Here is a 14,739-nt window from a genome sequence, read left to right on the forward strand (position 1 = left end):
ACGTTCATGCATGATCCAGTTTCCTCTCTTTTTGTTGGACTGCCTGCAATGCGATGACACGACGGCGCGCCTGGTCAGGCGCGCATCGGTTCCTGGCCCCGTGCGAAATCGGGGCCATGCTCCATGCGGCTGGCGAGGAAGGCAGTGATCTTCGCCGGCGGCAACGGATGGCTGAAGTAGTAGCCCTGCACTTCGTCGCAGCCTTCGCGGCGCAGGAATTCGAGCTGGGCCTCGTTCTCCACGCCCTCGGCGACGACTTCGAGGCCGAGCCGGTGGCCCAGGCCGATCACCGCGCTGGTGATCTGCGTGTCGCTGCGGCTTTCGGGTACATAGCGGACGAAGCTGCGGTCGATCTTGACCGTATCGATCGGGAAGCGGCTCAGGTAGGCGAGCGAGGAATAACCGGTACCGAAATCATCGATGGCCAGGCGCACGCCGGTGCGCTTCAGGCGCGACAGCCAGTTCGAAGCCTGTTCGGCATCGCGCATGACCATGCTTTCGGTCAGCTCCAGTTCAAGCAGGTTGCCGGGCAGGGCTGCCTGGCGCAGCGCATCGATGATGGTCAGCCTGAGCGCTTTGTCGGCAAACTGCCGGGCGGAGAGGTTGACCGAAACCCGCACCGGCGGCAGTCCCTGCGCCAGCCACGCGGCGTTCTGGCGGCACGCTTCGCGCAGCGCCCACGCGCCGATCTCGACGATGGCGCCGCTTTGCTCGGCGAAGGGAATGAAGTCGGCAGGCATGACCAGGCCCAGTTCGGGGTGGCGCCAGCGGATCAGTGCCTCGACTGCGGTGCAGGTTCCCGATGCCAGCGCGATGCGCGGCTGGTAATAGAGCACGAACTCGTCATTCTCGAGCGCGCGGTGCAGGTGTGACTCCATGTCGATGCGCCGCTGCAATGTGGTGCTCATGCCGCGGCAATAGAACTGGTAGCCGTTCTTGCCCAGCTGCTTGGCGCCGTACATGGCCAGGTCGGCATGCTTGAGCAGGGTTTGCCAGTCGTCGCCGTCTTCGGGGAACGAGCTGATGCCGATGCTGGCGGTCATCCGCATCTCGGATCCATTGACGACAAAGGCGGGCGTGAGCACCGCCTGCAGTTGCGAGATGGTCCGGCCAAGAACGGTCGAATCGCCCTTGGGGTCGAGCAGCACGACAAACTCGTCGCCACCAAAGCGCGTAATCAACTCCACCTCGGGCAAGCCCCGGAGCAGCCGCTCGGCCATTTCGCGGAGCACGGCATCGCCGGCGTTGTGGCCGATGGTGTCGTTGACGACCTTGAATTCGTCCAGGTCGACGAAGATCACATGCAGTGCCTGTCCGCCGGCGCGGGCGCGTGCCAGGGCCTTTTCGAACTCGGCCTTGAACATCAGCCGGTTGGGCAGGCCGGTCAGGGCATCGTGATTGGCGATGAAACGCAGGTTTTCCTCGGCCTGCCGCCGCAGCAGGAAATGCCCGGTCTGGCCGGCAATGCCCACGGCCATCGTCAGCGCATGGACATCGGCGCTGCGCCGGGTGCGGGAATAGAGTTCGACCACGCCAAGGGTCACGTGGCCCCGGCTCAGCGGAAAGGCGAATACCGTGCGGATGCCACCGCTTGCAAGCCATCCGGCGTGCGCATGCCGGGCCAGGTCATGGAGTCCCGCATACCATTGTGGCGCCGCAATGGCCGTGGCGCCCGCGGTACGGGCAGGGTGTGCGGCGAGCCATGGCTCGAGCCCCTTGGCGCGGCTCAGGCATACCTGCGGCAGCTTGTTGCCATGGCCGTCGTCGGCCGGCCAGAATGCCCCGGCCTCCCATTCCATGCCTTCCAGCAGGGTGTGGACGATGTCCTCGAGCACCTCGGCTTCACTGTCGGCCGTGGCCAGGTGCAGGGCGATCTGGTGCTCCTGCGCGCGCGCCTGTTCTGCCGCCTTGCGCTGGCTGATATCCTGCGCGGTGCCGCGCAAGGCGGTACTGTTGCCCGCCGGACCCTGCGCGTGGCAAATCAGATGCAACCAGCCGCGCCGTCCACGTTGCGAACGGTAAGGGCACTCGAGCTCGAACGGCTGGCGATCCCGCACGGCCTTTTCCATCCGTTCCCGCAGCACGGCGCGATGGCTGGTCTCGATCGCCTGGAACAGCGTGTCCGGGCTCGGCCGGTGGCCGCGCCAGCCCAGCAGGCGACCCATTTCCCGTGAAAAATGGGCAACGTCCTTGCCCAGGTCGATGCGCCAGTCGCCGAGCTGGGCGATCTGCTGCGCCTCGGCCAGCGCCGCCTGGCTCTCGCGCAGGCTGTGCGTCATCTGGTCGGCGACGGCTACGGCCCGTGCACGCGAACTCGACAAGGCGTAGGCCAGCCAGCCCAGCAGCACGGTGATGATCATCCCGGAAATGATCACCAGCGTCGGCAGATAGCGTTGCGGACCGCCGAGCGCGGTCGAGTCGGCAGCGAAGGCAATGACCCAGCGCCGTCCGCCGAAGTTGCGCTCCACGCTCCTGGTCAGGTCGTCCCGGCTGGCCGCCGCGGCCGCCGGTCCGTCCGCCGGCGTGCCCGCGCGCGGCGCTGCGCGGCCATCTGCGGCACGGCCCGGGCGGGGCGTGGCCAGCCCGGTGCGGCTGTCATAAAGGAGGTTGCCGGCGGACAGGGCACCGGCTGGCGCCGTAAAGTCCCCGGCGTCATAGACGCGAAAGCGGATCGGGCGCAGGTTCTGGTTGCTGACCAGGTCCTTGAGCAAATCCGCCACGCGGATGCCGGCACCGACCGAGCCGACGTAAGCGGCCCGGCGCGCCTCCACGGAATCCAGGTCCAGCGCCTTGCGATACACCGGCAGGCGCAGCGCGATGCCCACATGAGGATTCTTGGCCTCGCTGAAGATCAGCCGGCCGCTGCTGACCGGGTGCCCGGTATCGCGGGCGCGCTCCAGCGCGGCGAGGCGGCGCGGTTCGGCACCCATGTCGACGCCGATGGACGGCAGGTTGGTGGCGAGCGGCTCGACATAGGTGAGGACGAAGTAGCCCGGGCGCTGGCCCGGCGGCCGGATGCTGAACGTCACGCCGGCCTCGCGCAGGATCGGGTCATTGCGCTGCCTGGCGACAAACGCATCGAGCTCCGGCGCGGGCACGTAGGGCGCGTAATTCAGCGTCTGGAAACCGGGGTAGCGCTGCGGCAGGTTCAGGCCGACGACAAAGTCGCGAAACTCGCCGCGCGAGACATGGTCGCTGGCGCCGAACAGCGCCTGCATCGTGACCAGCACGTCGGTATAGAGCCGGATCCGCGTATCGATCTGCTGGACCACGTCGCCGGTATCGCTGTCGAAGCGCAGCCGCACATCCCGTTCCAGCAGATCGGTGCAGAAGGCATAGACGACAGCCGTCGTCAGCGCTCCAAGAAGCACCGTGCCCGCCGTGATGGAACGCGACCCAACGCGTCCAAGCGGGCTCGGCGTGCGCGCAAGCACCTGACGCAACATTGTCTCCCCCGGCTCGCGGCGGTCACCACGAGATCGTGGTCTTCGCCGACGGCTGATACCAAAGATGAACTACGGCCAGGCCCTGCTATGCGAACCCGTGGCTCTAAATGTCTTTACAATCTATATCAAACGGCGGTTAACAGAGATTCAATTTTGCAGCGCTAACACCCCACCAAAGTGGGGTGTGTAAGTTGGTGGCTTCTGGTGTGGCACTCGGTCGGACGGACAGCGGTGCGCCGATTCGATGCAACGGGCGTTAGGGCTGAAGTCCTTTAGCTGTCGACGCCCAGGGCTGCGGCACGACATCAGGCGCCTGAACAAAAGCGGCTGACCGCCGCTTCCCGGCCGCTCTCATCCTCTCAGGGCATCACTGGCGGATGGTATGGGAGCGTGGTTGCGAACGCCCAGAGCATCAATAGCACCAGCGGTGTGTGAACCAGCAACTGGGTGAAGGTGAAGCCCACCACATCCTTGGCGCGTATCCCTAGCACGCCCAGCAGTGGCAGCATCCAGAACGGATTGATCAAGTTGGGCAGGGCCTCCGCTGCGTTGTAGACCTGCACCGCCCAGCCCAGATGGACCTGCAATGCGTTGGCAGCCTGCATGACATAGGGCGCCTCGATAATCCACTTGCCGCCGCCCGAAGGGATAAAGAACCCCAGCACCGCGGAGTACACTCCCATCACTGCCGAAAAGGATTCCGAAGTAGCCATCGCGACGAAGGCCGTGGCGAGGTAATGGGAGAGCGTCGCACCATCGGTGCCGGTGGCCTTGGTGAGGATATAGGCTATGCCGCCGTAGAGCGGAAACTGGATCAGCACACCGGCTGTCGAGGGCACCGATCTGGCCACGGCGCGCAGAAAGCGTTTCGGCCGCCAGTTCAGCAGCATGCCGAGCAGCAGAAACAGGAAGTTGTAGGTATTCAGGTTGGAGATGGCGAGGATGGGATCCTTGGTGGAAAACTCCTGGTAGAGCCAGCCGGCGCCCATGGCCACGAGCACCAGTGTCAGCAGGGGACTGTATTCCAGCCACTCGCCGGGGCGGGACGGACGCGCGAGCGCTTCATCGGCATCGTTAAGGTCGACGCCCATGTCCTCAGCGGTCACCGAGCGCTCTGCGGTCGGGGCAGAAAAGTACGCGATCAGCAGCGACGCCACGATCAGCACGCCGGTCATGGCCATCGATTGCCACAGGAAGATCGTCTCCGAGAACGGGATGACTCCCGTGATATCGAGCAGCGACTTGGGCAGGCTGGCTGGGTTGGCCTGCAGTTGAGCCGCCGAGGAACTGAGCCCAAGCGCCCAGGTCGCACCCATGCCAAGGTAGGCCGCGGCACTGGCGGCCCGGTAGTCGACGCACAAGCCGCGGCGCCGCGCGATGGCTCGCACCAGCAATCCGCTGAAGATCAGGCTGATGGCCCAGTTCAGCAGGGAGGTCAGCAGGCTGGCCAACGCCACGAAGGCGACCGCTCCGCGCGCGGTGCGTGGAAGCAGGGCGAGCCGGTCGATCAGCATCGATGCCGGGGGCGATACCGCTACCACATAGCCCGAGATTGCCACCACGGCCATCTGCATGGTGAACGGAATCAAGGTCCAGAAGCCGTCGCCAAACGCCTTGGCCACGGTCGGCGCTGGCGCGCCCGCCATCATGGCGCCTGCAGCCACCACGACCACGGCCAGGGCTGCGAAGATGTACGAGTCCGGGAACCACCGTTCGGACCAGTTGGTGACTCGTATCGCCAGGCCTTCCAATACGCCTTGCTGCCTTGCGGCGCTCCCTGGCGCCATTGCTGTTGTCTCTTTCATCACTACGCTCCTTTGGCAGGTTCCTGTTGTTCTAGTGGTTGGCCACGGCTTCAAAACACATGACCGCCGCGGCGAGGTCTTCCAGTGCCGTGCCCACGGCCTTGAACACCGTGATCTCATCGGCCAGGCGCCGGCCGGCATGCGCTCGCCGGCACAAGCCGGCGAGGTCGCTGCGGATATCGGCGTGCGCAAGCGTGCCGCTGGCAAGCGCAGTCAGCAGGTCGCCCGACTTGAGTGCCGCCTCGTCGGTGTCGACGAATACCGAGGCGCTCGCGAAGCAGGCTTCATCCGCTTCGCGCATGGCGGGCGTGAAGCTGCCGATCAGGTCGACGTGGGTGCCGGGGCGGAGGAATTCGCCCCGGATGAGCGGCTCGGTGGACAGCGTCGCGGCGCTGATAATGTCCGCGGTGCACACCGCACTCTCGATCCGCTCCGCGACCTCGGCATCGAACCCATCGGCGCGCAATTGTTCGACCATCCGGATCGCTTGCACAGGGTCGATATCCCAGACCGCCACACGCCTGATGTCGCGCACGGCCCGGTACGCGTACGGAAGCAGGCTGGCCACCCGCCCCGCGCCCAACACCAGCATCGAACTGGCATCGGTGCGGCTGAGATATGAGGCGGCAAGCGCCGACGCCGCAGCGGTCCGTCGAGACGTGATTTCATTGCCGTCGATCAGCGCGAGCGGCCGGCCGGTTTCCACGCGATACAGCAAGTAGGTCGAATAGAGTCCCGGCAGCTTGCGCAGGCTGTTACCGGGATAGACGCATACCGTCTTGACGCCCATGTAGCCACTGGCGGCACTCCAGGCTGGCATGAGCAGCAGCGTCCCCGCTGCGTCAGGCGTAGCGGACACCGTATGGTGATGCCGCAGCGGCACCTCGCAACCGGAGGCGAATGCACGCTTCAGCGCGGGGATAAGACGATCAAATGGCAGCGAGGCGCGGGTGGTCGGCCCGTCGATGTTCAGCATGGCGATATCCGTGCAAGGTTGGTTTGAAAGTTCAGGCGTCGAGGACCAGGTCGCTGGCGGGCACCGCCTGGCACGCCAGGCATGTCTGGGCGTCATCGGGCGCCTCGCCGTGTATGTGATGGACCGAGCCGGAGACGATCCGTACGGCGCAGCTCTCGCATTGACCCACCCGGCAGCCGCTCGGCAGACGGATGCCACGGGCCTCGGCAAAGCCAAGCAACGGGCCTTGCTCGGAGCGCCACGCGTGCGAGACACGCGAGCGGCGGAAGTGGACCTGAAAGGCCTGGCCGGCTTCGATGCGAGCGTTGGCTTGTGAGCGGAAGATTTCGCTGTGGATGTCGAAGCGCGGCACGCCCCTGGCGGCCAGCCCTTGGGCAAAGTTGTGCATCATCGCCACGGGGCCGCACATGTAGATCAGCGGCCGCGACGCAAGCCAGCCCTCCGGGACGGAGTCGGCGGAAACCCGGCCGCTGACCTGGAAGTCGATGCCCAGGACATCGCCGTCAGCGGGCGCGTCATAGAAATCGACCACGGATAGCGTCGGGATGAGTCCGACCAGTTCGCCCAGCCGCTGTTTGAAGGCGTGCGCGGCGCTGTTGCGGTTGGCGTACAACAGCAGGATGCGAGGCGCGTGCGGCGCCTTCGCCAGCGTCTCGAGCAGGCCGATGAATGGCGTAATACCGATGCCGCCAGCAAGCAGGACCAATGGCCTCGCTGTCTGAGTCGGCATGACAAAGTTGCCGCTCGGCGCACGCAGTTCGACGAGATCGCCGAGCGCCAGTCGCTGTTGGATGAAGGACGAGGCAACGCCGGTCGTGACTGCTCCATCTGCGAGCCGGGTTACCGCATGCCGTACCGAGATGGTGTAGCACCGGCGGTCGGCGACCACGGAGGGGCTGGTCAGGGAGTAGGACCGGATCACTTCCTCGCGGTCGGCGCCGATGAAGAGCTTGATGGTGACGTGCTGGCCCGGCATGAAATCGGGTAACAGCCCGCCGTCGACAGGCGCCATCTGCACGGTGGTGACATCGCTCGCTTCCTTGTCCAGCGCAATTACGCGAAAGGAGCGGAAGCCGTCCCAGCGCCGGCGCCGTATATCGAATGCCGGATCTCGCTCCACCGTGCAGCGGTAGGAGCGCAACGGTGACGAACCGCTGATCGGGTCCTGCCGGCTGGCGTCGATCAGTCCGTTGAAGTTGGCACTGTCGTCGCCGAATGCAGGGATCGCGTCCTGTCCCATGGCATCGCAGCGCTGCCACCAGCCGTACTCGCCGACCAGCACGGCGCGATGTAGCCCGGGGTCGGTTTGCGCGGTAAACACGGCACTGCCGGATGATGTCGTGACCCGGACCGCATCTCCGCTGCAAATGCCGAGTTGCGCGGCTGCTTCGGTCGAAATATCCAGCCGCGGCCGCATTGCCTTGCGCCGCAGGGACGCGACGCTGCGGTGCTGGCTATGGCAGTAGTAGCCGTTCTTCGCCGAGGTGAGCCAGAACGGAAACGCACCCGCCTGCTGCTCGTCCGCGAGCGCCGGCATACCGGGCAGCGCGGCGTAGCCATGCTTGAGCAGCCGCTCCGAATACAATTCGACGAGCCCGGTGGGCGTGTTGAAGGGACGGCCTGTGGTGTCGTCGCGGTACTTCATTTCCACGTCCGCGACCGGCACGCGGATTCCTTCCGGCGCGCGGCGCAGCGCCGATACCGTCAGGCCCATGGGCGCGAGCATATGGTCCCAGCCCGCGTCCAGGCTGGCGCCGAAGAATTCATCCTTCAGCCCGATGCGCGCTGCCAGCGCGAAAACAATGTCGTTGTCCGAGCGCGACTCGCCGCGCGGAGCAACCATGCGCTGCCGCAACTGGACGAGCTGCTCGGCATCGGCGCCGACCTCGAAGCCGATGCGCAGGCCCTCGCGCTCCCACGGGGTGTTCACGGGCAGCAAGATGTCGGCGTATTGCGCGCTCGGGTTCTCGAACAGGTCGCAATGGACGTAGAAGGACAGATTGCGCAGTGCCTGCGCGCCCATGGCCACGTCGGGCTGCGACAGCAGCAGATTCGTGCCAAAGGCGACCAGCGAGGTCACCGCATACGGCTTCTCCTCGGTGATCGCGCGGTACAGGTCCCGCGCTGTGACCCAGCCCTGCGCTGGCGGCCCAAGCGGGCGTTCGCCCAGCCCCAGCGTCTTTTGTGCCTGCTCGGGCGGCAGCAGGTCGAACCGGCTGACGGCATTGAACGGCGGCTTGCGATAGATGCGATTGCCGCCGCGGCGGTCGATGCTGCCAGTCAGCGCGTAGAGACAGGCGATCGCGCGCTCGGTCTGCGTCGCGTTTTCGTGCTGGCCGACACCGGACCAGGCGTGATAGGCGATGCGCGTGGCAGTCCCGAGCATGCTTGCCGCGCTGCGGATCTCGCCCTCGGGGATCGACGTCAGCGCCGACGCGCGTTCGGCCGAAAAGCGCGCGCATTCCGCCGCATACAGTTCGAATGCCGGCTGGCACGGCACCATTGCTTTGTCATGGCCGCTTGCAAGCGCGACGGCAAATGTTCCGCGCAGCGCGATGTGCTCCGGGTTGGCGCGCGCGCGGGCAGCCGGCACCGCCTGGCGCTGCTGCGCGTCCCACACCAACAGGCTCTCTGCATCGTCGAGGCCGATATCGCCTCCGCGCAGGAAGGCGCCGGTGTCCTGGCGAACGAGCAGCGGACCGTTGGTCCATTGCCTGACGAATGCAATATCGAAAGCGTTGGCCTCGATCAACAGGTTGGCCAGCGCCATCGCCAGTGCGGCGTCGCTGCCAGGCCTGACGCGCAGCCACTGGTCGGCGTCGTTGGCCAGGGCGGTACGGCGCGGGTCGACGACCATCAGTTTCGCGCCCGCGGCACGGCCAGCGCCAATGGCTTCGGCCTGCGCGAGCCAGGTGTTGGTCGGGTTATGGCCCCAGAGCAGGATCAGCTCCGCATTGCGGTAATCCGCGGTCGGCGTGCCGCAGCCGAAGGTAAAGGCGTGCGCAAAGTCTTTGTGCCAGTTGCAGATTTCGGTGGCGTAGCAGATGTTGGGGCTGCCATAGAGGCGCACGAAACGCTCGATCCAGTCGATGCTGTCGGACAAAGGGGTGCCGCTGGGAGTGGTCACCGCGAACGCCACCGACTCGGCGCCCAGCGTTGCGCGTGTCTGCACCAGCCGCGCGGCGATCTCGTCCAGCGCCTCATCCCAAGAGATGCGCACCCAGCCAGGATCGGCCGCGCCCTTCGGGTTGGTCCTGCGCATGGGATGCAGAATCCGGTCGCGGCTGTGCACCAGTTCAGGCGCTGCCTTGCCTTTCAGGCATATCGCATGGCCGGTTGGATGGCTGCCGTCTGGCCGCACGGCGACCAGGGTATCGCCGTCGACCACGTTGATGGTTCCGCAACGGGAACGGCACAACGTGCAAAACCCCTTCTTTTCCACTTCGCTCATCGCTGCTTCCAACAACTTGTACTCGTACTGGATGCTAGCTAGCATGGAGCGATATAGCTAATTCATAGTTTTGACTTTGCAATATCGAAGAAATCGATGCTACCAACGTTGAAGCAAATACAGCACTTCGTGGCGATCGCAGAGACCGGGCAGGTGTCGCGAGCGGCACAGCGATGCCATGTGTCCCAGTCCTCTATGACCGCCTCGCTGAAGGCCCTGGAGGAGGCAGTGGGGGCGCCGCTGTTTTCGCGGCACGCTGCAGGCGTAAAGCTGACCGCTGCCGGCATCCGCTTTCTGCGCCACGCCCAGCAGATCGACGTGGCGGTGCGGGAGGCCGTAAACGCGGCCGCAGTGAGTCCGGCGGCAATGGTAGGCTCGATCCGGGTGGGTGTCACCGAAACCATCACGGCCTATGTCCTTCCCAAATTGCTGCCTGCGCTGGAGCAAAAGTTTCCGCGGCTGGACCTGGAGATTCTGGAACGACCTCGCGACGAAATCGAAGCCGAGATCCAGGCCGGCAAGCTCGACCTGGCCCTGCTGCTGGTCTCGAACCTGCCCGAGATGCACCATGTCGGCTGCGAAACGCTGCTGCGTTCCCCGCGCCAGCTCTGGGGGCATCCGGATCACCCTCTGATGCAGCAGGAACAGATCAGCCTGTCGGACGTGGCGCGGCATGACTACATCTTGCTCGACATGGACGAGCACATCGCCACGGTGGTCAAATATTGGGGGCAATACGGGCTCACGCCCAGTGTCCGCCTGCAGAGCTGCTCGATCGAGGCGGTGCGCAGCCTGGTCGCGTCGGGTCGCGGCGTCTCGATCCTGTCGGACCTCGTCTACCGGCCGTGGTCGCTGGAGGGACAGCGCATCTTGCGGCGCAGCCTGACCGATCGCGTGCCTTCGATGGACGTGGGGCTGATCTGGCGGCTGGAACGGGGTGCGGATGCGGATGCGAAGATGGACGCGGTGAGGGAATTTCTGCGCGTGGCGCTATTCGAGGTAATGAGCTAGCGCAATGGCTTGCGCGGCGTCGTCCGCCGGCCTGTGCATCAGCGTCGGCCTGCCTGCGATCTTGCTATCGAAACCTGAACAGCCCCTGCCAGAATGCCTCGAACGCGTTGACGGGCATTTCCGTACGCGCCGTGCTGGCATCCGCCGGCGCTACGGCCTCGCGTTCGGCGCATGCGTGGCGCGACTGATGCAGTGCATGAACGCTGTCGGCAATTCGTCCGGCGAGCTCCGTCTCGCAGTCCTTGCCCAGCAGGATGCCGAACAGGACGTCGCGCGAATGCCCTGCGTCGGCATAGCGCATCGCGATGGCAACCATCTTCTCGTAATGCTCCTGCGCGACGCGTCTCGCCTGCTCCTGTGCCTGGCGTTCCTCGGCCTCTTGTGCTGCGTGCTCGGCTTCCCAGCGGCGCATTTCGCGTTCGAAGACTTCGTCGTAGACCTGGCGCTGCTCGGCGTCGGACAGGATCGAATAGGCATCGCGAATCTGCTGGAAGGCGGCATGGCTTTCGGCTTCGCGACCGGGATTGCGGTCCGGATGCCATTTCATTGCCGCACGGCGATAGGCAAGCTTGATCTCATCCAGGGTGGCATCGGCCTGTACGCCAAGCGTCGCGTAGAGCGTGGTCATGGGAAGCGGGGCGGGAGGAGGGCGAAGGCGTCCATGCTAGCACGCCGGCCCGGTCCCGAACGCCGGTCAACTTCACTGCAAATGCTGTCCCCCATTGATCGCTATGTTTGCTCCGGTCACGAAGCCAGCCTCATGCGAGCAAAGATAGGCGATCAAGGCCGCCACTTCCTCCGGCTCGCCCAGGCGGCCGACGGGGATCTGCGGAATGATCTTGGTGTCCAGGATCTCCTGAGGGACCGCCGTCACCATTTTGGTGGCGATAAAGCCCGGCGACACGGTATTGACCGTGACGCCGTTCCTGGCCACTTCGAGCGCCAGCGATTTGGTGAATCCATGCATGCCGGCCTTGGCCGCTGCGTAATTGGTTTGTCCGAAGCCGCCCTTGGAACCAATGATCGACGCGATATTGATGATGCGGCCCCAGCCGCGCCTGACCATGCCTTCGCACACCGGCTTGGTCATGTTGAACACCGAGTCGAGGTTGGTCCGGATGACCGCGTCCCAATTGACCCGGTCCATCTTCCTGAAGCTGGCATCGCGGGTGATACCGGCGTTGTTGACCAGAATATCAGTGGGGCCCAGTTCCTCGTGAATGGCCGCAACACATAGCTGGCACGATTCGTAGTCGGCAACGTCCACGGGATAGGCATGGAATTTTCTGCCGCCTTCTTCCATTCTGGCCAGCCAGGCGTCGACGCCGCTGTTGCCATGTGAATGCGTGACGGCGACGGTGCAGCCCGCGTCCTGTAGCCGGATGCTGATCGCTTCGCCAAGCCCGCCCATGCCACCTGTCACGATGGCGATTCTTTTCGTCATGTCTCGCATCCCCTGAGTCTGGAAATTCGCCGGGTTCGGTACGTCGCCTTTGCGCAGCGGCATCAACCCGCCGTGTGCGGGGCGGGTGCAGGGCGGCGTCGTGCGCCCTTGGACGTGGCTTCGGCGGCAGCATCGAAGCTGCTCCCGGCCATCTGCATCGCCTGCGTTGCCGTGGCCTGCATGGAATCAAAGAGCGCGGTCGTGGCCTCGAGCGCCTCCTGCCAGGCGGCAAAAGGCGTCATCGAGGTTGCCGGTGCGTGGCTCAGCGCGGTTTCCATGAATCCCTGCACCTCGCGCTTGCCGGTGGCGTATTGCACCTCCAGCACCTTTTCGACGTTTGCCTGGGCATCGGCAAGAATCTCTTGCACACGGCGTCGATACGCCAGCATCGCTTCGGCCGTGGGTTGGAACAATTCCGCCTGCAGTGCAACCAGTGCTTGCGTGTCTTTGGTCGACAAGGCCTTCCTGGCGCATTCCTGCCCGTCTTCCAGCGTCGTTTTCATGGTCTGCAGGTTCAGGTCCACCAACCTGGCGATGCAATCCAGCGACTTGCTGGCCAGCCCGGCCCAGGCGTCGATGCCGGTGATCTGAAGCTTGCTGATTTGCTCAGGGGACCACTTTGTCATTTCGCGTCTCCAGGTAAATTCCGCCCCCCGCAACGATGTGCGAGACCCGTGCAGCGCGGAGCGGAGGGTCAAGGCACGACGATTGCCATGCCCGCCTTGGCAAGGCCGGCTGCCCCTTGCCGCGAAAGCAGGCCGAGGCAGTCGACAGCTCGCAAGGGGTTAAAGCGATGGTCGGAAGGCGGCTTGCTGGCGTGCCTTGCCGTCGCTTGCGCGAACACGACCGACCGCCTTGAGAAAGGCGTAGCCTTGAATCGTGACTTGCGGGTGCGCAAGGGTTGGCCCGAGACGCTCGAGCGTGATGAACTGCTTTTCAAGCAGCGCCTGCATGTCTGCGTCGTCCAGTTCGGTGGCGTCGGAGTGGTCGTTCACCAGGACCAGCGTGGCGAATTCATGATGACTCAGCACAGTTGTCTCCCAAGCTATAGGTCTTTTCTTGCTACGGGACTACACTACACCGCAGGTCCGCCTGGATCGGAAGGTCCAGTCATCGCAGACCACAGACTGGGCAAGGGCAAGCTCGCCGCTCACGCCAGAAGCTCCATCTTAGGTGCCCATCAGCGGGGCTTCAATGTTCTTGTCGACGGGCTAGGGTATTTTCTGCTTTGGTCCCCATGGGCTTCGATGTGGGCGGTATCCCCCGTCGGTTATTAGCCCGACCGGTCGGTCGTTGATTTGCCAGGCGCGGTTCGACCATGCAAGCCAGCGACGAACGCAAAGCTTGAGCTGCGCCGACACTAGCGGGCCGGCCGCCGTCCTTCACCCCATCCCCACCACACTAGACAACAACATCTTCACCAGCACCGCCTGCCGCGTCGCCCCCGTCTTGGCAAAGATCCCCCGCAAATGCGCCCGCGCCGTGTTCTTCTTCACGCCCAGCCGCGCCGCGGCCTCATCGAGGGTCAGCCCGTCGACCATCAGCAGGGCCAGCTCGATCTCGGTGGGGGTCAGGTGGAACAGCTTGCGCAGGCTGGCGTGGGTGTTGCGCGGCGAACCGGCGGGATCGCGGATGAAGACCGCTACCGCGGGGCGGCGGGCCTTGTCCTCGCTGCGGTAGCTGAGCGCAATGGGCCGCACCAGCACGCTCAGCGGCGTGGGCGCGGCGGGCCGGCTGAGCGTGGTGACTTCGCTGCGGGGCGTGGCCAGCGCGTGGGCCTGTGCGGCGCTCTCCAGGATCTTGCGGAACCTGCGGTTTTCCATCGGGCAGTGCGCGTGCAGCGCGCCGTCCGCCAGGTAGAGGCCGTCGCGGGCGCGCAGCAGGCGGCCGGCGACGTCGTTGCTGCGGATGCAGCGGCCGTGTTCGTCCAGGATGACCGTGCCCACCTGCATGCGGTCGACCGCATCGGCGTAGAGCGACCGTTCGGAGGCCAGCACGTCGAGCGCGGCATGCAGGTCGACCGCGCGTTTCAGGTGCGGCAGCAAGTCGAGCAGCAGCGCCTTGTCGGCGATGGTGAAGTCTTGTCCCGCGGCGGTGCGGCTGATGAACAGCGCGCATTCGACGCCATCCGGCGTGACCAGGTTGGCGGCCAGGATGTAGCGCAGGCCGAGCGGCTGCAGGTATTGCACGTAGAACGGATGCGCCAGCCAGCCGGCTTCGCCGAACAGTTCGTCGGCACTGAAGAGGCGGTCGGGGTGCAGGTCCAGGAAGGGGCACAGCGCATAGTATTGCTCGCTGTATGACGGCTCGCCGGGCAGGTGGGGACCGTAGTCGGAGGCGTTGACGATCAGGCCGGGGCGGTCGGTGGCGGGGTGGCGCAGCACCAGCGTGACGAAGGCGGCGGCCTGGCGCTGGCGGAGGCTTTCGAGGAAGGTGGCCCAGGGGACGGGTTCGGTGGGGCCTTGATAGAGCTGGGCGAGGAGGGCGCTGAGTTCGGCGGCGGGCAACGGGTCTGGCGGCATGTGGCAGAGCGGCGGTTTGCTCCCCTCTCCCGCTTGCGGGAGAGGGGCAGGGGGTGAGGGCAGGCGCTGGCAATGCCGACGGCC

10 protein-coding genes are annotated in these 14,739 nt (G+C 65.3%); 1 reads left to right on the forward strand and 9 read right to left on the reverse strand.

All coding sequences use genetic code 11. The features are described 5' to 3' along the window. Positions 1–74: 74 nt before the first annotated feature. The 4 genes from U9J39_RS22280 to U9J39_RS22295 form a co-directional block, all read right to left on the reverse strand. Entirely contained in the window at positions 75–3,446 is a 3,372-nt protein-coding gene (locus U9J39_RS22280) for a bifunctional diguanylate cyclase/phosphodiesterase (RefSeq protein ID WP_442784917.1), read from the reverse strand. Between the two features lie 359 nt (positions 3,447–3,805). Then, the gene (locus U9J39_RS22285; RefSeq protein WP_326348090.1) at positions 3,806–5,251 is read right to left on the reverse strand and encodes a short-chain fatty acid transporter; all 1,446 of its coding nucleotides are present in this window, start codon (positions 5,249–5,251) and stop codon (positions 3,806–3,808) included. Between the two features lie 31 nt (positions 5,252–5,282). Beyond that, positions 5,283–6,227, reverse strand: coding sequence for an ornithine cyclodeaminase family protein (locus tag U9J39_RS22290; RefSeq protein WP_326348091.1), 945 nt, complete (start codon positions 6,225–6,227; stop codon positions 5,283–5,285). Between the two features lie 31 nt (positions 6,228–6,258). After that, the gene (locus tag U9J39_RS22295; RefSeq protein WP_326348092.1) at positions 6,259–9,678 is read right to left on the reverse strand and encodes a molybdopterin-dependent oxidoreductase; all 3,420 of its coding nucleotides are present in this window, start codon (positions 9,676–9,678) and stop codon (positions 6,259–6,261) included. A gap of 96 nt (positions 9,679–9,774) precedes the next feature. Between U9J39_RS22295 and U9J39_RS22300 the strand changes: the two genes are divergently transcribed. Then, positions 9,775–10,689 (forward strand): LysR family transcriptional regulator, encoded by a 915-nt coding sequence (locus U9J39_RS22300; RefSeq protein ID WP_326348093.1) that lies wholly within the window; start codon positions 9,775–9,777, stop codon positions 10,687–10,689. Between the two features lie 64 nt (positions 10,690–10,753). Here the strand turns inward: U9J39_RS22300 and U9J39_RS22305 are convergent, their stop codons facing one another. From U9J39_RS22305 to U9J39_RS22325, 5 genes are all read right to left on the reverse strand, one after another. Then, positions 10,754–11,317 (reverse strand): J domain-containing protein, encoded by a 564-nt coding sequence (locus tag U9J39_RS22305; RefSeq protein WP_326348094.1) that lies wholly within the window; start codon positions 11,315–11,317, stop codon positions 10,754–10,756. Between the two features lie 72 nt (positions 11,318–11,389). Then, a complete protein-coding gene (gene phbB / locus U9J39_RS22310; RefSeq protein ID WP_326348158.1) occupies positions 11,390–12,133 on the reverse strand; it encodes an acetoacetyl-CoA reductase in 744 nt (247 codons plus the stop codon). Positions 12,134–12,195: 62 nt separating this feature from the next. Next, positions 12,196–12,759, reverse strand: coding sequence for a TIGR01841 family phasin (gene phaP / locus U9J39_RS22315; protein ID WP_115712465.1), 564 nt, complete (start codon positions 12,757–12,759; stop codon positions 12,196–12,198). 159 nt (positions 12,760–12,918) lie between these two features. After that, a complete protein-coding gene (locus tag U9J39_RS22320) occupies positions 12,919–13,164 on the reverse strand; it encodes a hypothetical protein (RefSeq protein WP_326348095.1) in 246 nt (81 codons plus the stop codon). 351 nt (positions 13,165–13,515) lie between these two features. Further along, positions 13,516–14,655, reverse strand: coding sequence for a helix-turn-helix transcriptional regulator (locus tag U9J39_RS22325; RefSeq protein WP_326348096.1), 1,140 nt, complete (start codon positions 14,653–14,655; stop codon positions 13,516–13,518). Positions 14,656–14,739 lie beyond the last annotated feature (84 nt).

The sequence above is a fragment of the Cupriavidus sp. SS-3 genome, assembly GCF_035818815.1.
In the GTDB taxonomy this organism is placed as follows: domain Bacteria; phylum Pseudomonadota; class Gammaproteobacteria; order Burkholderiales; family Burkholderiaceae; genus Cupriavidus; species Cupriavidus taiwanensis_C.